Annotated in this window: 25 protein-coding genes; 13 read left to right on the top strand and 12 right to left on the bottom strand. The window is 68.3% G+C overall.

The annotated features are described in order from the left end of the window. Positions 1 to 195 precede the first annotated feature (195 nt). From LZK98_RS01950 to LZK98_RS01940, 3 genes are all read right to left on the bottom strand, one after another. Positions 196 to 1,320, bottom strand: a complete 1,125-nt coding sequence (locus LZK98_RS01950; protein WP_233784672.1) for a serine hydrolase — start codon at positions 1,318 to 1,320, stop codon at positions 196 to 198. A gap of 110 nt (positions 1,321 to 1,430) precedes the next feature. Then, complete coding sequence (nadB, locus tag LZK98_RS01945) at positions 1,431 to 3,017, bottom strand: L-aspartate oxidase (protein ID WP_233784671.1); 1,587 nt, start codon at positions 3,015 to 3,017, stop codon at positions 1,431 to 1,433. A 110-nt stretch (positions 3,018 to 3,127) separates the two neighbouring features. After that, a complete protein-coding gene (locus tag LZK98_RS01940; RefSeq protein ID WP_233784670.1) occupies positions 3,128 to 4,051 on the bottom strand; it encodes an ABC transporter ATP-binding protein in 924 nt (307 codons plus the stop codon). Between the two features lie 163 nt (positions 4,052 to 4,214). On the opposite strand from LZK98_RS01940, the gene LZK98_RS01935 reads away from it, so the two are divergent. The 8 genes from LZK98_RS01935 to LZK98_RS01900 all read left to right on the top strand — a co-directional run bounded on the left by LZK98_RS01935 (position 4,215) and on the right by LZK98_RS01900 (position 11,278). Continuing rightward, positions 4,215 to 4,445, top strand: a complete 231-nt coding sequence (locus LZK98_RS01935; RefSeq protein ID WP_233784669.1) for a zinc-finger domain-containing protein — start codon at positions 4,215 to 4,217, stop codon at positions 4,443 to 4,445. Positions 4,446 to 4,464: 19 nt separating this feature from the next. Next, a complete protein-coding gene (tldD, locus tag LZK98_RS01930; protein WP_233784668.1) occupies positions 4,465 to 5,892 on the top strand; it encodes a metalloprotease TldD in 1,428 nt (475 codons plus the stop codon). After that, complete coding sequence (locus LZK98_RS01925; RefSeq protein WP_233784667.1) at positions 5,889 to 6,707, top strand: arylamine N-acetyltransferase family protein; 819 nt, start codon at positions 5,889 to 5,891, stop codon at positions 6,705 to 6,707. The genes tldD and LZK98_RS01925 overlap by 4 nt, the downstream gene beginning before the upstream one ends. Next, positions 6,704 to 7,639 carry a DUF5996 family protein gene (locus tag LZK98_RS01920; RefSeq protein ID WP_233784666.1) on the top strand — a complete coding sequence of 312 codons (936 nt, stop codon included), beginning with the start codon at positions 6,704 to 6,706 and terminating at the stop codon, positions 7,637 to 7,639. Before LZK98_RS01925 ends, LZK98_RS01920 begins: the two co-directional genes overlap by 4 nt. A 662-nt stretch (positions 7,640 to 8,301) precedes the next feature. After that, positions 8,302 to 8,916 carry a LolA family protein gene (locus tag LZK98_RS01915; protein ID WP_233784665.1) on the top strand — a complete coding sequence of 205 codons (615 nt, stop codon included), beginning with the start codon at positions 8,302 to 8,304 and terminating at the stop codon, positions 8,914 to 8,916. Between the two features lie 210 nt (positions 8,917 to 9,126). Further along, on the top strand, positions 9,127 to 9,912 hold the full coding sequence (locus tag LZK98_RS01910; protein ID WP_233784664.1) for an exodeoxyribonuclease III: 786 nt from the start codon (positions 9,127 to 9,129) through the stop codon (positions 9,910 to 9,912). Beyond that, complete coding sequence (ribA, locus tag LZK98_RS01905) at positions 9,909 to 10,958, top strand: GTP cyclohydrolase II (RefSeq protein WP_233784663.1); 1,050 nt, start codon at positions 9,909 to 9,911, stop codon at positions 10,956 to 10,958. The genes LZK98_RS01910 and ribA overlap by 4 nt, the downstream gene beginning before the upstream one ends. A gap of 98 nt (positions 10,959 to 11,056) precedes the next feature. Beyond that, a complete protein-coding gene (locus LZK98_RS01900) occupies positions 11,057 to 11,278 on the top strand; it encodes a hypothetical protein (protein ID WP_233784662.1) in 222 nt (73 codons plus the stop codon). 2 nt (positions 11,279 to 11,280) lie between these two features. On the opposite strand, the gene LZK98_RS01895 is transcribed toward LZK98_RS01900, so the two are convergent. Next, positions 11,281 to 11,985: an HAD family hydrolase gene (locus LZK98_RS01895; protein ID WP_233784661.1), complete on the bottom strand. Its 705-nt coding sequence runs from the start codon at positions 11,983 to 11,985 to the stop codon at positions 11,281 to 11,283. Next, positions 11,985 to 12,653, bottom strand: coding sequence for a YggS family pyridoxal phosphate-dependent enzyme (locus tag LZK98_RS01890; protein WP_233784660.1), 669 nt, complete (start codon positions 12,651 to 12,653; stop codon positions 11,985 to 11,987). The genes LZK98_RS01895 and LZK98_RS01890 overlap by 1 nt, the downstream gene beginning before the upstream one ends. A 22-nt stretch (positions 12,654 to 12,675) precedes the next feature. Here LZK98_RS01890 and LZK98_RS01885 point away from each other — a divergent pair, with 22 nt between their 5' ends. Further along, complete coding sequence (locus LZK98_RS01885; protein ID WP_233784659.1) at positions 12,676 to 13,212, top strand: thiamine phosphate synthase; 537 nt, start codon at positions 12,676 to 12,678, stop codon at positions 13,210 to 13,212. Positions 13,213 to 13,430: 218 nt separating this feature from the next. Here LZK98_RS01885 and LZK98_RS01880 read toward each other — a convergent pair whose 3' ends face one another. After that, positions 13,431 to 14,144 carry a porin gene (locus LZK98_RS01880; protein ID WP_233784658.1) on the bottom strand — a complete coding sequence of 238 codons (714 nt, stop codon included), beginning with the start codon at positions 14,142 to 14,144 and terminating at the stop codon, positions 13,431 to 13,433. 172 nt (positions 14,145 to 14,316) lie between these two features. Between LZK98_RS01880 and LZK98_RS01875 the strand changes: the two genes are divergently transcribed. From LZK98_RS01875 to holA, 4 genes are read left to right on the top strand one after another with little or no spacing between them, the layout of a single operon-like run. Then, positions 14,317 to 14,754: a DUF3576 domain-containing protein gene (locus tag LZK98_RS01875; protein ID WP_233784657.1), complete on the top strand. Its 438-nt coding sequence runs from the start codon at positions 14,317 to 14,319 to the stop codon at positions 14,752 to 14,754. A 43-nt stretch (positions 14,755 to 14,797) separates the two neighbouring features. Then, on the top strand, positions 14,798 to 17,290 hold the full coding sequence (leuS, locus tag LZK98_RS01870; protein ID WP_233784656.1) for a leucine--tRNA ligase: 2,493 nt from the start codon (positions 14,798 to 14,800) through the stop codon (positions 17,288 to 17,290). After that, the gene (gene lptE / locus LZK98_RS01865; RefSeq protein WP_233784655.1) at positions 17,287 to 17,778 is read left to right on the top strand and encodes an LPS assembly lipoprotein LptE; all 492 of its coding nucleotides are present in this window, start codon (positions 17,287 to 17,289) and stop codon (positions 17,776 to 17,778) included. The genes leuS and lptE overlap by 4 nt, the downstream gene beginning before the upstream one ends. Then, complete coding sequence (gene holA, locus LZK98_RS01860) at positions 17,775 to 18,794, top strand: DNA polymerase III subunit delta (protein WP_233784654.1); 1,020 nt, start codon at positions 17,775 to 17,777, stop codon at positions 18,792 to 18,794. Before lptE ends, holA begins: the two co-directional genes overlap by 4 nt. Before the next feature lie 138 nt (positions 18,795 to 18,932). Here holA and LZK98_RS01855 read toward each other — a convergent pair whose 3' ends face one another. Genes LZK98_RS01855 through LZK98_RS01830 form a run of 6 tightly spaced genes read right to left on the bottom strand, consistent with a single transcriptional unit; the run spans position 18,933 to position 24,627 of the window. Next, complete coding sequence (locus LZK98_RS01855) at positions 18,933 to 19,829, bottom strand: ParB/RepB/Spo0J family partition protein (RefSeq protein WP_233784653.1); 897 nt, start codon at positions 19,827 to 19,829, stop codon at positions 18,933 to 18,935. Continuing rightward, the gene (locus LZK98_RS01850; RefSeq protein ID WP_233784652.1) at positions 19,826 to 20,605 is read right to left on the bottom strand and encodes a ParA family protein; all 780 of its coding nucleotides are present in this window, start codon (positions 20,603 to 20,605) and stop codon (positions 19,826 to 19,828) included. The genes LZK98_RS01855 and LZK98_RS01850 overlap by 4 nt, the downstream gene beginning before the upstream one ends. Further along, the gene (gene rsmG, locus LZK98_RS01845) at positions 20,602 to 21,225 is read right to left on the bottom strand and encodes a 16S rRNA (guanine(527)-N(7))-methyltransferase RsmG (protein WP_233784651.1); all 624 of its coding nucleotides are present in this window, start codon (positions 21,223 to 21,225) and stop codon (positions 20,602 to 20,604) included. Before rsmG ends, LZK98_RS01850 begins: the two co-directional genes overlap by 4 nt. Then, on the bottom strand, positions 21,222 to 23,060 hold the full coding sequence (gene mnmG / locus LZK98_RS01840; RefSeq protein WP_233784650.1) for a tRNA uridine-5-carboxymethylaminomethyl(34) synthesis enzyme MnmG: 1,839 nt from the start codon (positions 23,058 to 23,060) through the stop codon (positions 21,222 to 21,224). The genes rsmG and mnmG overlap by 4 nt, the downstream gene beginning before the upstream one ends. Before the next feature lie 47 nt (positions 23,061 to 23,107). Beyond that, complete coding sequence (gene mnmE, locus LZK98_RS01835; protein ID WP_233784649.1) at positions 23,108 to 24,385, bottom strand: tRNA uridine-5-carboxymethylaminomethyl(34) synthesis GTPase MnmE; 1,278 nt, start codon at positions 24,383 to 24,385, stop codon at positions 23,108 to 23,110. Beyond that, positions 24,382 to 24,627 carry a DUF6489 family protein gene (locus LZK98_RS01830; RefSeq protein WP_233784648.1) on the bottom strand — a complete coding sequence of 82 codons (246 nt, stop codon included), beginning with the start codon at positions 24,625 to 24,627 and terminating at the stop codon, positions 24,382 to 24,384. Before LZK98_RS01830 ends, mnmE begins: the two co-directional genes overlap by 4 nt. Positions 24,628 to 24,637: the final 10 nt, after the last annotated feature.

Here is a 24,637-nt window from a genome sequence, read left to right as displayed (position 1 = left end):
GCCGCTTGCGCGCGAACTCAGGCGCGTTCCCAGCACGTCAGCATTTCAATCCTCCCCCGCCAGGGGGAGGTGGCGCGCGTAGCGCGACGGAGGGGGAGGACTCCCCAACGATCGTTCTGGCATCCGCCCCCTCCGACAGCCTTCGGCTGCCACCTCCCCCTGGCGGGGGAGGTTTCATTCAAATGTCGAACCGTCCTAGCGCGCGATCGTCGTGGTCGCGGCGTCGTGGTTCGCCACCACCGCCTGCACCACCGCCTGCATCAGCGCCTGACGCTCGGGAATGGTGCGCGCGGTGTCGCCGATCATGATCGCGATCGCGTAGCTGCGCCCGTCTGGCGCGGTGAGCAGGCCGACGTCATTGTAGCCGGCGGTGCGGCTCAGGAAATTCTGCCCGGTGCCGGTCTTGTGACCGAAGCTCCAGCCCGGCGGCACCGCACCGCGCATGCGCTGCTTGCCGGTCTTCGACGCTTCCATCGTGCTGATCAGGTAGCTGGTCGATTCGGGCGACAGCAGCGCGCCGCGCTTCAGCTTCGCCAGCGCACCGGCGATCCCGCTCGGCGCCGCGCCGTCGATCGGATCGGCGACATAGCTCTGATACGCCGCCTGGCGAACGCCGATCGGCAGCCTCGCGCGCGCCGCCTCGAACGCTCGGCCCATCGCATAGTCCTGCCGCCAGGTGAGCCCGGCGGTCTTCGACTGGAGCAGCCGCTCGCCGGGACCGAACCGGACGTTCTCGATGCCATGGCTGGCGATGAAGCTGCGCACCGCCGCCGGTCCGCCGACGTAGCGCAGCAGCTTGTCGTTGCAGGTGTTGTCGCTCATCGTCAGCGCACGATGGAGCAGGTCGCGCACCGTCGTCGTGTAGCTGCCGTCCTTGAGCATCGCCGCGATCGGCTGATGGAACAGCGTCAGGTCCGACTGGGTAATGGTCAGCCGGTCGTCGAGCGTGATGCGGCCGCGGTCGACCGCGTCGAGCACGGTCATCGCCACCCACAGCTTGCTCACGCTCTGCTGCGGCATCGGCCGGTCGGCATCGGCGCTGTCGACGGTCCAGCCGTCGTCGACGCTCTGTACCGAGATGCCGGCGAGCCCGTCGAAACGGTTGCGGAGAGCGAGGATGCTCGTCTTGAGCGCCAGCGGCGCCTGGACCCGCGGAGCCGGCGGCGGAACCGGGATGAGCGTGCGATAGCTCGGCGGCAGCAGATCGCGCGTCTGCGCCGTCTGATGCACGCCCGCGCCCAGCAACACCACCGGCGCCAAACCCGCCAGCGTCAATGCCCTCTCGAGCGCCGTAAATGTCGGTACGAACCCCACGCTCACTCTAAGCCCTTGCCCGTTTTCCCATAAAAGCCTCATCGCCGTCGCACTGCAAGAGTCTTGCCGATTTCCTGCGGCGAACCGAGTCGATATGGCGGCAGAAAGGTGAACGGTTACGGAACGAGCACCGTATCGACGGGCTCGGGCAGCATCTCCGGATAGTCGAGCGTGTAATGGAGGCCGCGGCTTTCCTTGCGGTGGAGCGCGGAACGGACGATCAGCTCGGCCGACTGCAGCAGGTTGCGCAGCTCGATCAGGTCGGGCGTGACGCGGAAATGACCGTAATAGTCGGCCACCTCCTCCTGCAGCATCTTGATGCGATGCGCCGCGCGCTCGAGCCGCTTGGTGGTGCGCACGATGCCGACATAGTTCCACATGAACCGGCGGATCTCGGTCCAGTTCTGCTTGATGACGACTTCCTCGTCCGAATCGGCGACGCGGCTCTCGTCCCACGGGCGGATCGGCGGCGGCGGCGCGAAATCGTCCCAGTGCGCGGCGATATGGCTCGCAGCCGCCTCGCCGAACACGAAGCATTCGAGCAGCGAGTTGGAGGCGAGGCGATTGGCGCCGTGCAGGCCCGACTGGGTGCACTCGCCTGCGGCATAGAGACCGGGGAGGTCGGTTCGGCCGTCGCGGTCGATGACGATGCCGCCGCAGGTATAGTGCTGCGCGGGCACCACCGGGATCGGCTCCTTCGTCATGTCGATGCCGAGGCCCAGCAGCTTCTCGTGGATGGTGGGGAAGTGCCCCTTCACGAAACCGGGATCGAGATGGCTGATGTCGAGGTGGACATAGTCGAGGCCGAGCCGCTTGATCTCGTGGTCAATCGCCCGGGCGACGATGTCGCGCGGCGCGAGCTCGGCCCTCGGGTCGAAGTCCGGCATGAAGCGGTAGCCGTTGTCCGGCAGCAGCAGCTGCCCGCCTTCGCCGCGCACCGCCTCGGTGATGAGGAAGTTCTTGACCTCCAGATTGTAGAGGCAGGTCGGGTGGAACTGCATCATCTCCATGTTGGAGACGCGCGCACCCGCCCGCCACGCCATGGCGATGCCGTCGCCGGTGGCTCCGCGCGGCGCGGTCGAGAAAAGATAGGTCCGCCCCGCGCCGCCCGTCGCCAGGATCGTCGCGCGCGCGGTGAACAGCTCGACGCGGCCGGTCGCCCGGCTCACCGCATAGACGCCCCAGACGTTGCCGGCGCCTGAATAGCGCGTCTCGTGCCGGCTGGTGGCGAGGTCGATCGCGACCATGTCCGGTACCAACGTGATGTTGGGATTGGCATGCGCGGCCTTGAGCAAGGCCTCCTGCACCGCCCAGCCGGTCGCATCGTTGACATGGACGATCCGGCGATGGCTGTGCCCGCCCTCGCGCGTCAGGTGCAGTGCGTTGCCGTCGGTATTGAACGGCACGCCGAGCTCGACCAGCTTCGCGATCGCCGCCGGGGCCCCCTCGACCACCATCTCGACCACGCCGCGGTCGTTGAGCCCGGCGCCCGCGATCATCGTGTCCTCGATATGGCTCTCGAAGGTGTCGCCGGGCTCCAGCACCGCGGCGATGCCGCCCTGCGCCCAGGCGGTCGAGCCCTCGTCGAGCCCGCCCTTGGCGAGCACCGTCACCTTGAAATGCTCGGCAAGGTTGAGCGCCGCGGTCAGCCCCGCCGCGCCGGAGCCGACAATCAGGATATCGGTGGAATGAGGATCAGGCACTCAACCTCCGTTCGGGCTGAGCTTGTCGAAGCCCCGCCCTTCTTTCCCGGGCGGATTAGAAGAAAGGACGGCGCTTCGACAAGCTCAGCGCGAACGGGGAAATGGGGCCGCTAGCCATTCGCGGCGCGGGTAAGGCTCAGGAACACGTCCTCCAGGTCGGGCTCGCGGGTCGAGACGTCGACGATGCCGTAGCCGTCCTCGGTCACCGCGGCGAGCACCTGGCCGGCGTTGGCCTGGTCCTTGCGATAGGTGATCGACAGCACACGCGCGCCCTTGGCCTCGATCTTCTGGAAGCAGGCGGCGGAGGGCGGCGTCGTGACGTCGCGATCGACGGTCACCTCGACCATCTTCTCCTGCGCCTTGCCGACCAGTTCGCGGGTCGGCTCGTTGGCGATGAGCTTGCCGTGGTTGATGATCGCGATGCGATCGCACAGCTCCTCGGCCTCCTCGAGATAATGGGTGGTGAGCACCACCGTCACGCCGCCGGCGTTCAGCTCGCGCACATAGGCCCAGAGCTGCTGGCGAAGCTCGATGTCGACGCCCGCCGTCGGCTCGTCGAGCACCAGCACCGGCGGACGGTGCACCAGCGCCTTCGCGACCATCAGCCGCCGCTTCATGCCGCCCGACAGGGTGCGGGCATAGGCGTTCGCCTTGTCCTCCAGATGCACCGCGCGCAGCAGCTCCATCGAGCGGCGCAGCTCCTTCCTGACGCCGTAGAGGCCGGCCTGGATCTCCAGCGTCTCGAAGGGGGTGAAGAAGGGATCGAACAGGATCTCCTGGTTGACGATGCCGATCGAGGCCTTGGCGTTGCGCGGATGATCGTCGATGTCGAAGCCCCAGATCGACGCCGTGCCCGAGGTCTTGTTGACCAGGCCCGCCAGGATGTTGATCAGCGTCGACTTGCCGGCGCCGTTGGGGCCGAGCAGGCCGAAGATCTGCCCGCGCGGCACCTCGAAGCTCACCTCGTCGAGCGCGCGCTTGCCGCCTTGATAGGTCTTCGAGAGGCCGGAGATGGCGATGGCGGCGTCGGTCATGAACGCCATCTAGGTTGCTACGCCAGCGCAATCAAACCAAAGTCGTCATGCCGGACTTGGTCCGGCATCCACCCTGCCACATCGACTATAGTGGCGGTGGCGCAGTGGACCCCGGAACAAGTCCGGGGTGACGAAGGCATTCAGGCTTGCTATCCGCACTTCCATGATCGCCCCGCCCGAAGTCCTCCGAGTCTCCAGCCCCCGCGTCGCCTGCGACGGCACCGGCGAGGGCCTGCCCGCCGCGCTCGGCCATCCGCGCGTGTATCTCCAGATCGACGAGCACGGCTATGTCGACTGCGGCTATTGCGACCGCCGCTTCGTCCTGATCGGCGGACCCGCCGACGGGGTCGACCCGGGCACGCTTCCCGACATCGCGTCTGGCGCGAGCCTCTGACGCGCCTATATCGGGGCGCATGACCGTCGCTCCCGATCCCCGCTCGTTCCTCTATCGCGAGGGACTCGATCCCGACGCCGCCCGCCGCCTCACCGCCGAGGCGCTCGCCAGGGCCGAGGACGGCGAGCTCTACCTCCAGTACCGCAAGGCCGAGGCGTTCGGCTTCGACGACGGGCGGCTCAAGACGGCGAGCTACGACACCCACGCCGGCTTCGGCCTGCGCGCGGTCTCCGGCGAGACCACGGCTTTCGCCCATGCCAACGAGCTGACCGAGGAAGCGATCAAGCGCGCCGCCGCGACGATGGCGCTGATCGATCCCGCCGCCGGCCCCCGCGCCGCGCCGCCGCGCGCAACCAACCGCCATCTCTACACCGACGCCGATCCGCTCGACCTCGTCCCCTTCGCCGACAAGGTGAACCTTTGCCAGACGATCGACGCCGCCGCGCGTGCCCGCGATCCGCGCGTCGCCCAGGTCTCGGTCTCGCTGCTCGGATCGTGGAGCGTGGTCGAGATCGTCCGGCCCGACGGCTTCGTCGCCACCGACGTGCGGCCGCTGGTGCGGCTCAACGTCACCATCGTCGTCGAGGCGAACGGCCGGCGCGAGACCGGCACCTTCGGCACCGGCGGCCGCACCACCTATGAACGGCTGCTCGAGCCCGCCACCTGGAACCGCGCGATCGACGAGGCGCTGGCGCAGGCGCTGGTCAACCTCGACGCGGTGCCCGCGCCCGCGGGCGAGTTCACCGTGCTGCTGGGGCCGGGCTGGCCGGGCGTGCTGCTGCACGAGGCGGTTGGGCATGGCCTGGAGGGCGACTTCAACCGCAAGGGCAGCTCGGTCTTCTCCGGCCGCATCGGCGAGCGCGTCGCCGCACCAGGCGTGACGGTGGTCGACGACGGATCGATCCACGACCGCCGCGGATCGCTCAGCATCGACGACGAGGGCACGCCGACGCAGGAGAACGTCCTGATCGAGGACGGCATCCTCAAGGGCTATATCCAGGACCGGCTCAACGCCCGGCTGATGGGCGTCGCGCCGACCGGCAACGGGCGCCGCGAATCCTTCGCCCATGCGCCGATGCCGCGGATGACCAACACCTTCATGCGCGGCGGCAAGGACGATCCGGCCGAGCTGCTGAGCCGCGTCAAGAACGGCATCTTCGCCAAGAGCTTCGGCGGCGGATCGGTCGACATCGTCTCGGGCAAGTTCGTCTTCTCCTGCACCGAGGCGTACCGGATCGAGGACGGCAAGCTGGGCGCACCCATCAAGGGCGCGACGCTGGTCGGCGACGGGCCGACCGTGCTGACCAAGGTGACCGGCATCGGCAACGACATGGCGCTCGACGAAGGCGTCGGCATGTGCGGCAAGGGCGGCCAGAGCGTGCCGGCCGGTGTCGGCCAGCCGACGCTGCTGGTCGAGGGACTGACGGTCGGCGGGACGGCGGTGTGACGCTGTCGCCGGCCGATCTCGCCGCCTATCGCGACCGGATCGGCTGGCACGGCGATGCGCGCGCCGATCACGCTACGCTGGAGACGCTGGTCGCGCTCCACACGCGCACCTTCGCCTTCGAGAATCTCGATCCGCTGACCGGCCAGGTACCCGATCTCACGCTGCCCGGGCTGATCGCCAAGCTCGTCCACGCCGGGCGCGGCGGCTATTGCTATGAGCAGAACGGACTGTTCAAGGCGGTGCTCGAAACGATCGGCTTCCAGGTCACCGGCCATGCGGCGCGGGTGATGTGGAACCTGCCCGAGGAGGTGCCGACCGGCCGCACCCACATGGTGCTGCGCGTCGACCTGCCCGAAGGCCCGGTGATCGCCGACGTCGGCTTCGGCAGCCAGACGCTGACCGGCGTGCTCGACCTGGTCGACGGCGTGGAGCAGGCGACCCCGCACGGCCCGTTCCGCCTGATACGCCAAGGGGACGTCTGGCGGCAGGAGGTGTCGGTGCTCGGCGAATGGCGGCCGGTCTATGCCTATGACCTGCAGCCGCAGCTCCCGATCGACTATGAGCTCGCCAACTGGTGGTCGGCGACGAGCCCGCGCTCGCACTTCCTGACCGGACTGATCATCGCGCGCGCGACGCCGGGACGCCGCAGCGTGCTCAGGAACTTCGACCTGACGATTCACCATGTCGATGGCCCGAGCGAGCGACGGCACCTCGAGTCGCCGGCCGAGACGTGCGACGTCATCGAGACGCTGTTCGATGTCCGCATCCCCGATCGCGCCGCGCTGGAGCACAGGCTGGAGGAGATCGCCGGATGAATGACGCATGGCCTGAACTCGACTGGCCGTCCTGGCGCGAGACCGCGCAGCACCTCCACCTGATGACGCAGGTCGTGGGCAAGGTCCGGCTGGCGCACAGCCCGTGGCTCAACCACGGGTGGCAGGTCGCGCTCTATCCGACTGCGCGCGGGCTCGGCACTGGGCCGATTCCCGCGCCGGGGGTCACGATCCAGATCGACTTCGACCTGATCGGCGACATGCTCTCCCTCGCGAGCGACCGCGGCGAGACGCGAACGCTGCCGCTGCGCGCCGGCACGATGGCGGGGTTCCACGGCGCGGTGATGGAGGCGCTCGCCGAACTGGGCGCGCCGACCCGCATCAACGTCATGCCGAACGAGCTGCCCGGCGCCTATCCCTTCACCGAGGATTTCGCCGAACGCCCCTATGACGGCGACGCGGTGCGCCGCTTCCATCGGGCGCTCCTGTCGGTCGGCCGCGTGTTCGCGCGCTACCGCACCGGCTTCCTCGGCAAGTCCAGCCCGGTGCACTTCTTCTGGGGCAGCTTCGACCTCGCCGAGACGCGCTTCTCGGGCCGCGCGGCGCCGCGCCATCCGGGCGGCTTTCCCGGCCTGCCCGACGCCGTGACGTGCGAGGCCTACAGCCATGAGGAGGCGAGTGCCGGCTTCTGGCCGGGCAGCGACGCCTATCCGAAGCCCGCCTTCTACGCCTATGCCTATCCGGCGCCCGAGCGCTATGGCGCCGCGCACGTGTCGCCGGAGGCAGCGGCGTTCAGCGTCGAGATGGGCGAATGGCTGCTCGATTATGACGCTGTCCGCACCGCGGCCGATCCGGACGCCGCACTGCTTGCCTTCCTGCAATCGACCTACGATGCCGCCGCCGACCTCGGTGGATGGGACCGCCCCGCCCTCGAATGCCCGATCGGCCGTCCCCGCATGCCGCGCGTGGTGTAGCGGGTCTGTGGAGATTGGCGCGCGTGCCTTTTCCCCTTCGTCACCCCGGACTTGGTCCGGGGTCCACTGTGCCGCAAGCGCAGCGCAAGAGGCTCTCTCGACTTCAGAAGACGATAGGTGGACCCCGGACCAAGTCCGGGGTGACGAAGGAAAGGGGAGCGATGGTAGCCATCCCCACAAATTTCGATCCGTACCGCCGCCGCTTGCAAAGTAGGATTTCGCCTGCTTGGCTCGCCTAGTTCGAGCCGTGCGAGCCTCGGCCAGCTCTTTGACTCCGTCGATCTCATCCGTAGCGCGTCGGCGTAGCGTCGCTGTCGCCTCGGCGTAGCGCCGCTGTAGCGCTCCTGGCGCGCTGGTGGCGCCTTCTCGGCGCATCGGTGTCGCGTTCCTGGCGCGTCCGCGTCGCGTTCCTCTGCCGCGCTCTCGGTGCCGGCCGAACACACATGTCCGGAGTCAACTTAGTCAACTTTTCCGTGATCGCCCGCGTGACAAACTCTTCCCGAAGTTCACCTTTCGACGCGAGGCCCGTTTACCTATGACTTTCGTGACCTTCGACGGATTTCCGCGGGTTTCTGCACCGCTCGCCGCCGCTCCCCTGGGTCGCGGGCCTCGGGCCGCGTTCAGTTCACGACAAATTCAAGCGACGGACCTATCCTGACCTCATGAAGACGATCCTCCTCCCCTCCGCGCTGGCCGCATTCCTCGCCGCGCCGGCGATTGCGGCTCCCGCTTCCGCCGAACTGCAGCAGGTGCAGCGCCACCTCGCCGCGGTCGACACCATGACCGCGACCTTCTCGCAGACCGACCGCGCCGGAAAGGTGTTGACCGGCACGCTCTCGCTCAAGAAGCCGGGCAAGGTGCGCTTCCAATATGAGAAGGGCGTGCCCTATCTCGCGGTCGCGGACGGCAAGTCGCTGTTCTTCATCGACTATTCGGTGCGTCAGGTCTCGCGTTGGCCGATCGGCAACTCGCCGCTCGCCGTGCTGCTCGATCCCAAGCGCGACATCTCCGGCATCGCCAAGGTCCAGCCCAGCCCCAATCCCGGCATACTGAGCGTCGAGGCGCACGATCCCAAACACCCCGAATATGGCCGCATCACGCTGATCTTCGCGCGCAACGCCGCGGGGCCGGCGGGGCTGATGCTGCAGGGCTGGGTCGCGCTCGATTCCCAGAACAACCGCACCACCATCCGCCTCAGCAACCAGAAGCTCAACGTGCCCGTCAGCGACGGGACGTTCCGCTGGAACGATCCGCGGAGACAGGGCGGGCGCGGGTAACCGCCGCCCGTTCATTCTGGTGACAGGAAAGGGGGACTAACACGGACATCGCGGAGGCGGGGTTTCCGTTCGGGATTTTCCCCCTGTTGCCCGGGCCAGTGGCCTCGCCTCCTGCCTGCGTGACGAACGCTGGTTGGCCCTCGCTCCAAGCCCCCGGAGCGGGGGCCTTTCCTTGTCGGCCCGGCGGCGCCTCGCTACATCGCCTCGCGCATGCTCTCGATCGCTTCCTGGAACATCAATTCCGTCCGCTTCCGCATCGACATCGTCGAGCGGTTCCTGCGCGAGGAATCGCCCGACATCCTGTGCCTGCAGGAAACCAAGGTGATCGACGGGGATTTCCCCGCCGCGGCGTTCCGCGCGCTCGGCTACGACCATATCGTCATCCACGGCCAGCGGATGCACCACGGCGTGGCGATCGTCAGCCGGATACCGCTCGCCGAGGACGACCGGCTCGACTGGCAGGCGAACGGCGAGGCGCGGCACGTCGGCGTGCGGCTGGCCAACGGCCTCCGGCTCGAGAACGTCTATGTCCCGGCCGGTGGCGACATCCCCGATCGCGAGCTCAATCCCAAGTTCGGGCAGAAGCTCGATTTCCTCGCCCGGATGACCGAATGGTCGGCGGCGCTCGACGTCCCGACGCTGCTGGTCGGCGACTTCAATGTCGCGCCGCTCGAATGCGACGTGTGGAACCACAAGGCGCTGCTCGACGTGGTCAGCCATACGCCGATCGAGGTCGAGGCGCTTGGCCGGCTGCAGGCGGCGCACGGCTGGGTCGACCTCGGCCGGCATTTCCATCCGGCGCCGGCGCGGCTCCACACCTGGTGGAGCTATCGCGCCAAGGACTGGGCGGCATCGGACCGCGGGCGGCGGCTCGACCATATGTGGGCGAGCCCTCAGGTCGCGGCCAAGGCAGTGGCCCACCGCGTGTGCGAGCCGTGCCGCAGCTGGCTCAAGCCCAGCGACCACGTGCCGATCGTCACCGAGTTCGACCTGTGAGCGACCCGCGCGCCGCGGCCCGGGCGATCGACGCGCTGCGGCGCGGCTGGCCGGTCGCGATCGACGGGCTGGCGCTGCTGGCGATCGAGACCGCCGACGCCGAACGGCTGACGGAGTTCGATCCCGAGGGGCAAGCGCCGGTGCTGCTGTCGGCCGGCCGTGCGCAGACGCTGAAGCTCGCCAACCAGCGCGAGGCGGCCGTCCCCGACGCGCCGGTGTGGGTGGAGCGCGCGCCATGGCTCGACTTCGCCGCCGCAACCGCGCTCGCCGATCCGCAGTTCGACCTGGCGACCCCGCTCAAGGGTCCATTCCGGGCGGTGCCTGTCACCGCGCCCGAGCCATCGGCGGCGGCGCTGCGGCTGGCGCGGATCGCGGGCATCCTGCCGGCCTTCTTCGTCCGCCCGCGCAGCGCGGTCGAGGTGGCGATCGCCGCCGCCGACATCGACGCGCACGAGAACCCGGCGCGCCTCGCCATCGCCACGCGCGCACGGCTGCCGGTCGAAGGCGCCGAGACCAGCGAGATCGTCGTCTTCCGCAGCCCCGAATCGACCAACGAGCATGTCGCGCTGATCGTCGGCCAGCCGGACGGCACGCCGCCGCTGGTGCGGCTGCACAGCGAATGCCTGACCGGCGACGTGCTCGGCAGCCTCAAATGCGATTGCGGGCCGCAGCTCCACGAGGCGCTGCGCCGGATCGAGGGCGCCGGCTGGGGCATCCTCCTGTACCTCAGGCAGGAAGGGCGCGGCATCGGCCTGGTCAACAAGCTGCGCGCCTATGCGCTGCAGGACCAGGGCTTCGACACGGTCGACGCCAACACCCGGCTCGGCTTCGCGGTCGACGCGCGCGACTTCGGGATCGCGGCGCGGATGCTGAGCCTGATCGGGCCGCGCGCGGTGCGGCTGCTGACCAACAACCCCGCCAAGGTCGCCGGACTGGAAGCGCAGGGCATCACCGTCACCGAACGCGTGCCGCTGGTGCTTCCGCCCAATCCCTTCAACGAACGCTATCTCGCTACCAAGCGCGACCGGACCGGGCACCAGCTCTGACCCGCGACTCGGGGGCGTCGCCCATAATTTCGCTTAGGAAATGAAACCCTGCTGCGTTAAAACGTTATGTTGCCAAGCCATAATGTTGGAGAATGGCAATGTATGCAGGTCTCGACAGAGCGGAGGAGGGGGCGCCCGCGTGGTTCCATCCCGGCTATAACCTGCTCTATCACGACGATGGCGTGAACCACTGCCCGAGCTGCGGCAAGCAGCATTGGCTGATCGGACGCGTGATGGCCGAATGCGCCTTCTGCGAGACCGCGCTGCCGCTCGAGCGTGCCTTTCGCTACCGTCTCGCTCCCGAAGCGGGAGTGCAATAGCGCTACGCCAGCAGGCGGGCGACCTCGGCGAAGTCATGCGCGATCGCGTCGACGCCGATCGCGCGGAGACGGGCGTCGTGGCCGGGACCACAGTGGCTGCCGGCACACAGGCCGATGACATAGGCGCCCGAAGCGACCGCGCCGGTCGCACCGACCGGCGAATCCTCCAGCACCGCGATCCGCTCGATCGGCACGCCGAGCTGCGCCGCGCCATAGAGATAGAGGTCAGGCGCCGGCTTGCCGTGTTCGACATGCTCCCGGCCGCTGTAGAGATGATCACCGAACGCATCGGCAAGGCCGAGATGCGCGAGATGGCTGCGGATCCAGCGCGTCGAGCTCGACGAGACGATCGCCTTGGGCAGCTCCGGCGGCAGCGAACGGACGAAAGCGACCGCGCCGAGCACCTCGGCCAGCCCCTCGCGCATCGCCCGCTCGTCCTCGATGGCGCGGGCGGTGTTGAAGTCCTCCGGCAGCGGCCGCCCGATCCAGCGCTCGACCGCGCCGTAGAATTCGGCGCCGGACAGACCCATGAAATTGGCCATCGATTCCTCGGGCGTGGTCGGATGGCCGATGCCGGTCAGATAGGCGGCGACCTGGGCGTTGCCGGCGTATTCGCTCTCGACCAGCACGCCGTCGAAATCGAACAGCAGCGCGTCGAAGCGGACCGCGATCGGTTGCGAGAAGGACTGGACGCCGAGATCGGCCATTAGATGCGACTCCCGAATAAGGCTGTACCGACGCGGATATGGGTAGCGCCGAGCATCACCGCGACCTCGAAATCCTCGCTCATCCCCATGCTGAGTTTGGACAGTCCCGAATCGCGCGCCATCTTCGCCAGCAGCGCAAAATAGGGTGCCGCCTCGACTCCGGCCGGGGGCACGCACATCAGGCCCGCGACCGGCAGGTCGGCGGCGCGCGCCTCGGCAAGCAGCGCCGGCAGGTCGTCGATCGCGCAGCCGCCCTTCTGCGGCTCGCCGCCGATGTTGACCTGGATGAAGCAGTCGGGGCGGCGGCCTGCCCCCTCCATCGCCCGGGCGAGCGCAGCGACGAGCGAAGGCCGGTCGACCGAATGGATCGCATCGAACAGCGTCACCGCATCCGCCGCCTTGTTCGACTGGAGCTGGCCGACGAGATGGAGCGCGATGCCTGAGGTCGCCTCGCGCAGCGCCGGCCATTTCGCTGCCGCTTCCTGCACGCGGTTCTCGCCGAACACGCGGTGGCCGGCGTCGATCAAAGGTTGGATGGCAGGGGCGTCATGGGTCTTCGAGACCGCGACCAGCATCACGTCGGCCGCCGACCGGCCGGCAAGGCCGGCGGCGCGGGCGATACGGTCATGGATCGCGGCGAGGCGGATGGAAGCGTCGTCGGTCGGCATCGCGCGCGCTATAGGATGAGGAATGCGCCGCCGCCACCCGATCCCTCGCGTCTGGATGATGACCGACGAACGGATGGGCGATCGACTGTGGGATGCGCTCGAACGGCTGCCGCGAGGGAGCGGCGTGGTGTTCCGTCACTACGGCCTGCCCGAAGCGGAGCGGCGCGGGATTCTGCGAAAGGTTGCGAAGATTGCGGCCCGGCGGGGACTGGTGCTGCTGGCGGCGGGAGGGATCGAAGGCCGCGACGGCGTGCACAATGGCCGGCGACGCCGCGGGCTGCTCAGCCGGTCGGCGCACAGCCGGCGCGAGGCGGTCGCCGCGGTGCGTGCCGGTGCGGACCTGCTGTTCGTCTCGCCGGTGTGGCCGACACGGTCGCATCCGGGTGCGAGGACGCTCGGACGCGCGCGGCTGGGGCTGATGATCCGCGGTCTGCCGGTGCCGGCGATCGCGCTTGGCGGCATGACGTCAGCGCGGTTCAAGCCATTGAAGCAGCTTGGCGTTTACGGCTGGGCGGGGATCGATTCCTGGCTGGACTTCCAGAGTCCGCGACAAGCCTGAGCCGTCATGCCGGACTTGTTCCGGCATCCACTCCACAACGAAGACTGGTGGCGAGGTTCAAGCTGGAGCCTTGAAGCCTTCCCTTGGCTGCCCGGTGGACCCCGGAACAAGTCCGGGGTGACGAAGGGGTGAGACTTTCCGCAATTCACTCCGATGATCCCAACCCGGTCAGGATCGCGCTTCCGTTCTTCACGTCGAGCTGGAGAGGGACGGAATCCTCAGAACCTGAACGCCGTCCCGACATAGACCGACTGGCTGTCGCGCCGGTCGTCGGTGAGCTGCGGCAGGCGCTCACGCTCGGTCTTGTAGCGGACGCCCGCGGTCAGATCGAGGTTGCGGGTCAGGCTGTAGGAACCGCCGACGTCGATCGAATAGCTCGGCTGGTCGGCGATCAGGCGCGGCTCGCTCCCGATCGGGCGGTCCGCCGTCGCCTTTACCCGGCCGCTGAACTTGCGGGCGGTATAGGACAGACCGAGATCGACCGATTCGCGGCTGCCCGGCTGTCCGGCGAGATCGACCTTGGCGAGATCGCCCGACAGCGCGAATCGCTTCCAGCCCACCGCGACGCCGAGGTTGTAGGCGATCGGGGCCAGCGCCACCGGCGAAGCGGCGCTCGGCAGGCGATCGCTCGCCGCCGCCGTCTGGGTCGAGCGGGCGCGCACCGCGACGGTCACCGAACGGTTGTTCGCCCGATTCGTGCCGGAGGGGGTGAAGCGGAACCCGCTGCTGGTGACGCCCGCGCGCGCCAGCACGGCGGCCAGGCGCGGATCGGCCGAAGCCGGGGTGAAGGAGCCGATTCCGGAGCTCATCTGGGCATGCGGCTTGCGCGCGACATAACGCACGTCGTTCGCCCCCATTGCCGGCGCGATCGCACACACGCCGGCAAGCGCCGACGCGGCCAGGATCCCGGCAATGACACGGCGCTGGACCATGCGACTCCCTCTTGGTGATTCGGGCCTACCACAATCCCGCCGTAATGTGCCACGGCAGCGAATGTTTTTCCGTATAGTGTTGCAGCTTATCCACAGCCCCGGCTGCGCTTGCCCCGGCGCGCGCAGCTTCTATAGAAGCATGTCGCTCTTTTTCGGACCCGAGGACCCGCCGATGACCGCCCGTTCGCGTACCCTGTTGCTGCTGAGCGTCGCGCTCATCCCGCTCGCCGCCTGCAGCCGTGGCGGCGACCGCCCCCAGGCCGATCTCGCCGCGAGCAAGATCACGACGATCGGCGTCAACAGCTACCTGTGGCGCGCCAGTCTCGACACGCTGAGCTTCATGCCGCTGCTCCAGACCGATTCGAACGGCGGCGTGATCGTCACCGACTGGTACACGAACCCCAACTCGCCGACCGAGCGGATGAAGGTGACCGTCAGCATCCTCGACCAGGACCTGCGCGCCGATGCGGTGCGGGTGGCGGCGCTGCGCCAGGTCAACCAGAACGGTCAGTGGGTCGACGCGCCGGTGCAGGCGGCGACGGTGCAGAAGCTCGAGGACATCATCCTTACCCGCGCCCGCGACTTGCGCCGCGGTGCGATCACGAATTGATAGGGTCGCGGCGCCGCCGGTGCCGCCAGCCAACGGAGTCACGATGTCGCGCTTCAACGCGCTGAAAGCCGATGCCGCGTGGCAGAAGGTGTGGGACGAGCGCCGCACCTTTGCCGCTGATGATGCGTCCAACAAGCCCAAGAGCTACGTCCTCGAGATGTTCCCCTATCCGTCGGGGAAGATCCATATGGGGCACGTCCGCAACTACACGATGGGCGACGTGCTCGCGCGCTTCCGGCGGATGAAGGGCATGGAGGTGCTCCATCCGATGGGGTGGGACGCCTTCGGCATGCCGGCCGAGAACGCGGCGATGGAGAAGGGCGTGCATCCTGCCGCCTGGACCTACCAGAACATCGAGACGATGAAGGCGCAGCTGAAGCGCCTGGGCTTCGCGCTCGACTGGACGCGCGAGTTCGCGACCTGCGACCCGACCTATTACGGGCACGAGCAAGCGCTGTTCCTCGACCTGCTCGACGCGGGCCTCGTCTATCGCAAGGAATCGGCGGTCAATTGGGATCCGGTCGACATGACCGTGCTCGCCAACGAGCAGGTGATCGACGGCAAGGGCTGGCGCTCGGGCGCGACGGTCGAGCGGCGCAAGCTCAGCCAGTGGTTCCTCAAGATCACCGATTTCGCTGACGAGCTGCTCGACGGCCTCGGCACGCTCGAGCACTGGCCCGACAAGGTCAGGCTGATGCAGGAGAACTGGATCGGCAAGAGCGAGGGGCTGCGGTTCCGGTTCAAGCTCTCCGACGGCGGCGAGATCGAGGTGTTCACCACCCGGCCCGACACGATCTTCGGGTCGAGCTTCGTCGCGATCGCCGCCGACCATCCGATCGCGCAGGCGCTGGCGGCGGAGAGCGCGGAGATCGCCGCCTTCGTCGAGCGCTGCAAGGAAGGCGGCACCAGCGCGGCGGAGATCGAGACGCAGGAGAAGCTGGGCTTCGACACCGGCATCCGCGCAACGCATCCCTTTGATGAGACATGGAAACTTCCGGTCTACATCGCCAATTTCGTGCTGATGGATTATGGCACCGGCGCCGTGTTCGGCGTGCCGGCGCACGACCAGCGCGACTTCGAGTTCGCCAGCAAGTACGGCTTGGCCGTGCGCCGCGTGGTCTCGGACGGCGACAAGACCGCGCCGGAGTTCCACGAGAGCGAGGCCTATAGCGGCCCCGGCACGCTGGTGAACTCGCACTTCCTCGACGGCATGGACGTTGCCGACGCCAAGCGCGCGGTGATCGACCGGGCCGAAGCGGGTGGCTGGGGCCAGGGCACCACCGTGTGGCGGCTGCGCGACTGGGGCGTGTCGCGCCAGCGCTATTGGGGCACGCCGATCCCGATCATCCATTGCGAGACATGCGGCCCGGTGCCGGTGCCACGCGACCAGCTGCCGGTGAAGCTGCCCGAGGACGTGAGCTTCGACGTGCCGGGCAATCCGCTCGACCGTCATCCGACGTGGAAGCATGTCGATTGCCCGCAGTGCGGCGGGGCGGCGCGGCGCGAGACCGATACGCTCGATACCTTCGTCAACTCGAGCTGGTACTTCATCCGCTTCGCCAGCCAGCCGGCGGACAAGCCGTTCGATCGGACGGTCGCCGAACAATGGCTGCCGGTCGGCCAGTATATCGGCGGCGTGGAGCACGCGATCCTCCACCTGCTCTACGCCCGCTTCTGGACCCGCGCGCTGCGCCGCGTCGGCCGGCTCGACATCGCCGAGCCGTTCGCCGGGCTGTTCACCCAGGGCATGGTGACGCACGAGACCTACCAGGACCCGGCCGGCAACTGGCTGGCGCCGGAGGAGGTCAGGGACGGCAAGGTGATCGCGAGCGGCGCGCCGGCGACGGTCGGCCGCGTCGAGAAGATGTCCAAGTCGAAGAAGAACACCGTCGACCCCTCCCCGATCGTCGACCAGTACGGCGCGGACGCGGTGCGGTGGTTCATGCTCTCCGACAGCCCGCCCGAGCGCGACCTGCCGTGGAGCGAGGCCGGCATCGAAGGTGCGTGGCGCTTCGTGCAACGGCTATGGCGGTTGGTCGACGGTGCCGCGCCGGCCGACGGCGCCGATGCCGAGCTCGACCGCAAGCTCCACCGCACCATCGCCGGGGTCGCCGAGGATATCGAGGCGCTCGCGTTCAACAAGGCGGTCGCCAAGCTCTACGAGCTGGTCAACGCGATCGAGCGCGCCGCCCCTTCCGCCTCGCGCACCGTCGCCGTGGCGACGCTGGTGCGGCTGGTCGCGCCGATGGTGCCGCATCTCGCCGAGGAAGCCTGGGCGCGGCTGGGCCACGACGGACTGGTCGCCGACGCGGAATGGCCGGCGGTCGATCCCGCGCTGCTGGTCGACACGCAGGTGACGATCGCGGTGCAGGTCAACGGCAAGCTGCGAGACACGCTCACCCTGCCCAAGGGGGCGCCCAAGGACGAGGTGGAAGCAGCAGCACTGGCCTCGGCCAATGTCGTGCGCATCCTCGAGGGCAAGGCGCCGCGCAAGATCATCGTCGTGCCCGACCGTCTGGTGAACCTGGTCGCATGAGGGTCGCTGCCGCCCTGCTGGCGCTCGCCGCCCTGTCCGGATGTGGCCTCAGGCCGCTCTACGGCGGTGCGGAGAGTGCGTCGCGCACGATGCTGGGCAGCGTGCAGGTCGCGCCGATCGAAGGGCAGCAGGGCTGGCTCGTCTCCAAGGAATTGAGGGACCGTTTCTCGGCGGTCGACGGCGGCACGCCACGCTATCGGCTCGAAGTGAAGCTGGACGACGATATCACCGGGCTCGGCGTGCGCCGGGACGATGCGATCACGCGCGAGCGCCGGACGCTGCGCGCACGGTATCAGCTCGTCGATCTTGCCAACGGCCAGGTCGTGCTCGACGCCACCGCCGGATCGGACGCCGGCATCGACGTGGTCGGCTCCGAATATGCCACCATCGCCGCCGAGCAGTCGGCGCTCGAGCGGCTGGCAGGAATCGTCGCCGACCAGATCGTCGCGCGGCTCGCGCTCTACGCCGAGCGCAACGCCAAGCAATGAAGGCCAACGCCGCCCAGATCGGCAGCGCGATCGATCGGGCAGGCAACGGCGGCGACATCCGCCTGTTCCTGCTCCACGGTCCCGACGAGGCGGGAGCGATGGACTATGCCGAACGGCTCGGCCGCGCGATGGGACAGGCCGAAAGGGTCGATCTCGATGGCCCGACGCTGAAGAGTCAGCCGGGACGGCTCGCCGATGAGGCAGCATCGATGTCGCTGTTCGGCGACAAGCGCTGGGTGCGCGTGACCGGCATGGGCGAGGAATCGGCCGAGGCGATACAGCTGCTGCTCGACGCCCCGACCGCGGGCAATCCGGTGGTGGCGATCGCGCCCGGCGCCAAGGCGACCGGCAAGCTGGTCAAGGCCGCGATCGCCGCGTCCAATGCGATGGCGCTCGCCTGCTACCCACCCGAGGGCCAGAACGCGGCACGGCTGGCGGCGGGAATCGCGCGCGAGCACGGCCTGCGCCTGATCGGCGACACCGCGATGGCGATGTTCGACGCCGCGGGCGGCGACCGCGCAGTGCTGACGCGCGAGATCGAGAAGCTTGCGCTCTATCTCGACGCCGCACCCGACCGGCCGAGGGACGCCGACGCCGATGCCCTGGCGGCGATAGGCGCGAACTTCGACGAGGCGGAAATGGCGACGGCGATCGAGGCTACGATCGATGGCCGACCAGCCGATCTCGGCCGTGAACTGGCGGCGCTCGCCGGCGCCAATATGGAAATCCCGATGCTGCGCGCGCTGGCGCGACGGCTGGTCACGCTCGCCGAGATGCGCGGCGAGGTCGATGCCGGCGCCTCGCCCGATACGGTGGTGGAGCGGCATCGCGTGTTCTGGAAGGAAAAATCCGGTACGCTCAAGGCGTTACGGAAATGGGATACCAGCCAGCTCGCCGCAGCGCTGGAGCGGGTACGGCGCGCGGAACGCGGCGTGATGGCCGGCGGAGGCACGGTTGGCTCGGTGGGTGCCGCCCATGACCTGCTCACCATCGCGCGCGCCGCAGCGCGGCTTTGAGCCCGATCCGTCGGGCAAGAGCAATTCGAGTCCGAGATCGTCATCCCGGCGAAAGCCGGGATCTCGTGCCGTATTGCGCTATCGCTTGAGATCCCGGCTTTCGCCGGGATGACGCCTTAGTTCAACGCGTCCCGTCGCCTAAATCCGTTCCCCGCTCAATCGCTGGCAAAGCATGTCGAGCTGATCGAGCGTCGAATAGGCGAGCGTCAGCGTGCCGCCCTTGTCGCCATGGGCGATCGCCACCTTGAGCCCCAGCACATCGCCGAGTTGCCGCTCCAGCGCCTCGATGTCGGCGTTGCGGGCGGACGTGCCACCCCCACCCTTTCCTTTTGCACCCGGCTTGGCTTCGCGCGCCAGCCTCTCGACCTCGCGCACCGACAATTGACCTTCCACGGCCCTGCGCGCCAGCGCGAGCGGATCGGGCGCGCCGATCAGCGCGCGCGCGTGGCCCATCTCCAGGCTGCCTTCGACCACCATTTCCCGGACGGGCGCAGGAAGATCAAGCAGTCTCAACAAGTTAGAGATATGACTTCGCGACTTGTGGACCAGCTTGGCCAGCGCCTCCTGGGTATGACCGAATTGATCGATTAGCTTGCGATAGGCCTCCGCCTCTTCGATCGCATTCAGGTCCTCGCGCTGGATGTTCTCGACCAGCGCGAGTTCCATGGTTTCGGCATCAGTGATCTCGCGGACGATCACCGGCACCTCATGCAGCTTCGCCCTCTGCGCCGCGCGCCAGCGGCGCTCGCCGGCGACGATCTGATAGTCCTTGCCATGCGGGCGGACGAGCAGCGGTAGCAGCACCCCACGCTCGGCGACCGAGCGCGCCAGCTCCTCCAGCGCCTCCTCGTCGAAGCGGCGGCGCGGCTGATCCGGATGCGGTGAGAGCGCACTGACCGCCATCATGCGAACGCCAATGACCTCCCCGGACACCGTGCCGGCTGGCGTTTCCCCGGTGGCATCGCCGAGCAGGGCACTGAGGCCCCTGCCGAGGCCAGGGCGAGACTTGCGAATCGGAGTGACGGAATCGGTCATGCGGCCTGGGCAACCTTGGGCAAGCGGGCGATCACCTCCCGAGCGAGCGCCATATAGGCCTCGGACCCCGAGCAGCGATGGTCGTAGATCAGCGCCGGCACGCCATGGCTCGGCGCTTCGGACAGACGGACGTTGCGCGGGATGACGGTGTCGAACACCACCTTGCCGAGCACTGCGCGCACGTCGTCCGATACCTGGTCGGTCAGGCGGTTGCGACGGTCGAACATCGTGAGCACCACGCCGAGGATCGAGAGCCCCGGATTGAAGCGCGACCGGATGCGCTCGACCGTGGACAGGAGCTGGCTCAGTCCCTCCAGCGCAAAGAACTCGCATTGCAGCGGCACCAGCAGCGCATGGGAGGCGACCATGGCGTTGATCGTGAGCAGGCCGAGCGATGGCGGGCAATCGATCAGGACCACATCCCAGCGCTGCTCGCTACGGCGGATCGCGGCATCGAGGCGATGCGTGCGGGCATCGAACTCGACCAGCTCGATCTCGGCGCCCGAGAGGTCGACCGTCGCCGGCACGATGTCGAGCCGCGGTACGCGGGTGGGCGTCGCAACCGACTGCAGGTCGGTGTCGCCGATCAGCAGATCGTAGCTCGAGCGGGTACGCTCGGCGCGCGCGATACCAAAGCCGGTCGAGGCATTGCCCTGCGGATCGAGATCGATGATCAACACCCGCAGCCCGGTCGCGGCCAGCGCAGTGCTGACGTTGATAGCAGTCGTGGTCTTGCCGACCCCGCCCTTCTGATTCGCGATGGTGATGCAGATCATCGGCGGCGCGCAACCCGGCTGGCGACGACGATTCCCGAGTCAGGGTCGACGACGCTCTGTTTCACGTGAAACACACCCTGCCACGAACGCCGCGCTTCCGCCACCTCCGATTGCGCGCGGCTGCCCTTCGGCAACAGCCAAACCGTCTCTCGATCGGCGAGATGCACTGCCGAGGCGATCAATTGCGGAAGCGCCGCAACCGCACGAGCGGAGATCACGCGTGCCGGCGCCGCGCGGCGGACGCTCTCGATCTTGCTTGCTTCAACCGTAACGCGGCCCACAAGGCCGAGCTCTTCGATGCAATGGTTGAGGAAGGCGACACGCAACCGTCGCGGCTCGACCAAGGCGACATGCCAGTCGCTGGCCAGCGCGATCACCAGGCCGGGCAGACCGGCGCCGGAACCGATATCGATCCACTCGCCTGTGCTGGACGGCGCCAGTTCCAGGAGCTGAGCGGAATCGACCAGGTGGCGTGCCCATAGCGTCGCCAGGGTGGAAGCAGCGATGAGATTCTGGCGTCCCATCTCATCGACCAGCAAGTCGACGTAGTGCTCCAGTCGCTCGATCGCATGAGCGCCACAGCGATTCGCTATCCAGCTTCGCGCCTCGTCCTCAGTCACGCGGCACGTTTCACGTGGAGCAGAATCGCTGATAGCGCTGCGGGTGAGATACCGCGCACCCGGCCGGCGGCGCCGATCGTTTCGGGCCGCGCCGCAGAGAGTCTCTCCACCATCTCGTTGGAAAGGCCGCGAATCCTCGCATAGTCGAGCGCCGGCGGGAGCGGCATGGCTTCCTCGCGCGCCGCGGCTTCGATGTCCGCCGCCTGACGTTCGAGATAGGGAGCGTAACGGGCATCCTCGACCGCCTCTGCGAGTAGCGCAGGATCGGTCTCGGCGCGGACGTCCGGCAGCAGCATCTCGACATCGACGCCGTCGAAACGCAGCCATTCGCGGACGCTCCGGCGCGCGCCATCCTGCGCAACCGGCGCGCCGCGCAAGGCCAGCTCGGATGCGGTGAAGCGCTCCCCAAAACGACGGTCGAGCCGATCACGTTCGGTCATCCGTTCTTCGAGATGGCGGCGCCGCTCCTCGCCGACACATCCTGCGGCGAGCGCGATCGGCCCGAGCCGGGTCTCGGCATTGTCTGCGCGCAGGCGGAGACGGTGCTCCGCCCGCGCCGTCAGCATGCGATAAGGTTCCGTCACACCCTGCAGGATCAGGTCGTCGATCATCACGCCGAGATAGCTGTCGGAGCGGCTCAGCGCGACCGGCGCGAGATCGCGCGCATAGGCAGCTGCATTGAGGCCGGCGACGAGCCCCTGCCCCGCCGCTTCCTCGTAGCCGGTAGTGCCGTTGATCTGCCCGGCACAGAATAGTCCGGGCAACGCTGCCAGCATCAGCGTGCGATCGAGCGACCGCGGGTCGATATAGTCATATTCGACGGCGTACCCCGGGGTGACGATCCGCGTGCGCGCGAGTCCGGGGATCGACGCGATCATCGCTGCCTGCACATCGGCCGGGAGCGAGGTCGAGATACCATTGGGATAGACGAGATGGTCGTCGAGCCCCTCCGGCTCGAGAAAAATCTGATGACCATCGCGATCGCCGAAGCGATGAACCTTGTCCTCGATCGACGGACAGTAGCGCGGCCCCGCACCCTGGATATCGCCACCAAACAGCGGAGAGCGATCGAGACCGCTGCGGATGATCGCATGGGTTTCCGCCGTCGTGCGGGTTACAGCGCAGGCAAGCTGCGGCAGCGTACGCGCGAGTGTCAGCGGGGACATCGTCCACGGCTCGACATCGGACGGCTGCTCCAGCAGCGCCGCCCAATCGATGGTGCGCCCATCGAGCCGAGGCGGCGTACCCGTCTTGAGTCGCGCCATCGGCAGACCAAGCGCGCGGAGCTGAATTCCAAGCCGGGTCGCGGCGCGTTCGTCGACACGGCCACCTTCCTGGCGCTCCTCCCCGCGGAAGATGCGGCCGCCGAGAAAGGTCCCGGTCGCCAGGATCACCGCAGGCGCGGCAAGGCTGGTGCCGTCACCCAGCACGAGCCCTGCAATCCTGTCCCCGGCGACAATCAGCTCCGCCGCCTCGCCTTCGACGATCGTCAGATTCCCCTGGCTGGCAAGCATCGCCCGAATGGCAGCGGCGTAGCGGCGGCGATCGGCCTGGATACGGGGTCCCCTCACCGCCAGCCCCTTGCTGCGGTTGAGCATCCGGTAATGAATCGCCGCGGCATCGGCCGCCCGCGCAATCAGTCCGTCGAAGGCGTCGACCTCGCGAACCAGATGCCCCTTGCCGATCCCGCCGATCGCCGGATTGCACGACATCGCGCCAATCATGCGCGCATCGAACGTCACCAGCGCCACGCGCGCGGCGCGCCGGGCGGCAACGGCGGCCGCCTCGGTTCCGGCGTGACCGCCGCCGACGACGATGACATCAAAGCTGTTCATGGCGAGCGCCATCTAATCGTTCGGAGCGCCGTGTTCCACGTGAAACATCACTTGCCGATGCAGAAGCGGCTGAACAGATCGTCGAGGACATTCTCCACGCCTGCCCGTCCGGTAAGCCGGTCGAACTGAACAAGCGCGTGACGCAGTTCCTCGGCGATCAGCAGCGGGTCGGACGCCACAGCGGCGAAGTCCAGCGCCGCGGCGGCGGCGCTGGCCAGCTCCGCCTGCCGCCGGTTGAGAGCGACCGCATCGGGCACGGGCAACAGCGTCGTCGCCCGCTCGACCAGAACGTCCCACAGCGCCTCCATCCCTTCCCCCGTCGCCGCCGAGATCGCAAGGCGTTCCGGACGAGAGGGACGCGCATCAGCACGCGGGTGGATGGCCAGCATCGCCGGCTCGGGCGGCGCCTCGTCCCCCAGCCACAGCACGATATCGGCGAGCGCCGCCGCCTCGCGCGCGCGCGCGATCCCGATCGCCTCGATCGGGTCATCGGTCTCGGCGGCGAGACCGGCGGTATCGGTGAGCAGCCAGGCGATGCCTCGCCGTGTCACCGGCGCCTCGATGCGATCGCGTGTCGTGCCGGCGATCGGCGAGACGATTGCGGCCTCCCGCCCGGCCATCGCATTGAGCAGAGTCGATTTGCCGCTGTTCGGTGGTCCGGCGAGGACGACACGGATGCCTTCGTGCAATCGCTCCGCCGGCGGTTGCACCAGCATCGCCTCGATCTCGCGCGCCAGCGTCCCCGCGTCCTCGCGAACGCCGGTGGCGATCGATTCCGCCTCGACGTCACCTTCGTCCTCATGGTCGATCGCCGCTTCAATCCGTGCGGCGAGCGTCACCGTCCGCGCGCTCCATTGCTCGACCTGGCGACGCAGCCCGCCTTCGGCGCTGGCGATGGCGGACCGACGCTGCGCTTCGGTCTCGGCAGCAAGGAGATCGGCAAGACCCTCGGCCTCGGTGAGATCGATACGGCCATTGGCGAGCGCACGGCGAGTGAATTCACCGGGCTCTGCCGCACGCAGACCCGGCATCGCCGCCAGCACGGCATCGACGGCACGCACCACCGCGCGGCCGCCATGAAGGTGCAGCTCGGCAACGTCCTCGCCTGTCGCACTGTCGGGACCGGGAAACAGCAGGACCAGCGCGCGATCGAGCAGGGCACCTGTCGCCGGATCACGGAGCGAGCGCAACGCGGCGGAGCGCGGTCCGGGCAGCCGACCCGCCAATGCCTTGACCGCCGCAAAGGCCCCCGCCCCGCTCAGCCGTATGATCGCGATCGCTGCCGGCGGCGTGCCGCTCGACAGCGCGAAGATGGTGTCGCTCATCCGCCGGATTTGTTGCTCGGCTTGGTCGCGCTCTCGAACAGCGTGCGCCACAGGTTGAGGCCGGCCTCGCCCATCGGCGCCCAGCTCTTCATCACCGATTCGAGCAACTCGGGCGACGCGCCGCCGTTCATCGCCTCCTGCATCATCGCGACATAGCGATCGTGGAGCGGTGTCAGGTCGGGCAATCCGATCGCGCGGCGCGCTTCTTCGGGGGTGCAGTCGATCTCGACGTTGATCTTCATGGGCGCGCAT

This window comes from Sphingomonas cannabina (assembly GCF_021391395.1).
Taxonomy (GTDB): Bacteria; Pseudomonadota; Alphaproteobacteria; order Sphingomonadales; family Sphingomonadaceae; genus Sphingomonas; species Sphingomonas cannabina.
The sequence above is the reverse complement of the archived record's forward strand: the minus strand, read 5'-3'. Positions and strand labels throughout refer to the sequence as shown.

Excerpts from the sequence above, each read along its gene's own strand:
- LZK98_RS01940 (WP_233784670.1), bottom strand. The coding sequence starts at position 4,051 with ATGACCGACGCCGCCATCGCCATCTCCGGCCTCTCGAAGACCTATCAA.
- LZK98_RS01935 (WP_233784669.1), top strand. The coding sequence starts at position 4,215 with ATGATCGCCCCGCCCGAAGTCCTCCGAGTCTCCAGCCCCCGCGTCGCC.
- tldD (WP_233784668.1), top strand. The coding sequence starts at position 4,465 with ATGACCGTCGCTCCCGATCCCCGCTCGTTCCTCTATCGCGAGGGACTC.
- LZK98_RS01920 (WP_233784666.1), top strand. The coding sequence starts at position 6,704 with ATGAATGACGCATGGCCTGAACTCGACTGGCCGTCCTGGCGCGAGACC.
- LZK98_RS01915 (WP_233784665.1), top strand. The coding sequence starts at position 8,302 with ATGAAGACGATCCTCCTCCCCTCCGCGCTGGCCGCATTCCTCGCCGCG.
- LZK98_RS01910 (WP_233784664.1), top strand. The coding sequence starts at position 9,127 with ATGCTCTCGATCGCTTCCTGGAACATCAATTCCGTCCGCTTCCGCATC.
- LZK98_RS01900 (WP_233784662.1), top strand. The coding sequence starts at position 11,057 with ATGTATGCAGGTCTCGACAGAGCGGAGGAGGGGGCGCCCGCGTGGTTC.
- LZK98_RS01895 (WP_233784661.1), bottom strand. The coding sequence starts at position 11,985 with ATGGCCGATCTCGGCGTCCAGTCCTTCTCGCAACCGATCGCGGTCCGC.
- LZK98_RS01890 (WP_233784660.1), bottom strand. The coding sequence starts at position 12,653 with ATGCCGACCGACGACGCTTCCATCCGCCTCGCCGCGATCCATGACCGT.
- LZK98_RS01885 (WP_233784659.1), top strand. The coding sequence starts at position 12,676 with ATGCGCCGCCGCCACCCGATCCCTCGCGTCTGGATGATGACCGACGAA.
- LZK98_RS01880 (WP_233784658.1), bottom strand. The coding sequence starts at position 14,144 with ATGGTCCAGCGCCGTGTCATTGCCGGGATCCTGGCCGCGTCGGCGCTT.
- LZK98_RS01875 (WP_233784657.1), top strand. The coding sequence starts at position 14,317 with ATGACCGCCCGTTCGCGTACCCTGTTGCTGCTGAGCGTCGCGCTCATC.
- leuS (WP_233784656.1), top strand. The coding sequence starts at position 14,798 with ATGTCGCGCTTCAACGCGCTGAAAGCCGATGCCGCGTGGCAGAAGGTG.
- lptE (WP_233784655.1), top strand. The coding sequence starts at position 17,287 with ATGAGGGTCGCTGCCGCCCTGCTGGCGCTCGCCGCCCTGTCCGGATGT.
- holA (WP_233784654.1), top strand. The coding sequence starts at position 17,775 with ATGAAGGCCAACGCCGCCCAGATCGGCAGCGCGATCGATCGGGCAGGC.
- LZK98_RS01855 (WP_233784653.1), bottom strand. The coding sequence starts at position 19,829 with ATGACCGATTCCGTCACTCCGATTCGCAAGTCTCGCCCTGGCCTCGGC.
- LZK98_RS01850 (WP_233784652.1), bottom strand. The coding sequence starts at position 20,605 with ATGATCTGCATCACCATCGCGAATCAGAAGGGCGGGGTCGGCAAGACC.
- mnmG (WP_233784650.1), bottom strand. The coding sequence starts at position 23,060 with ATGAACAGCTTTGATGTCATCGTCGTCGGCGGCGGTCACGCCGGAACC.
- mnmE (WP_233784649.1), bottom strand. The coding sequence starts at position 24,385 with ATGAGCGACACCATCTTCGCGCTGTCGAGCGGCACGCCGCCGGCAGCG.
- LZK98_RS01830 (WP_233784648.1), bottom strand. The coding sequence starts at position 24,627 with ATGAAGATCAACGTCGAGATCGACTGCACCCCCGAAGAAGCGCGCCGC.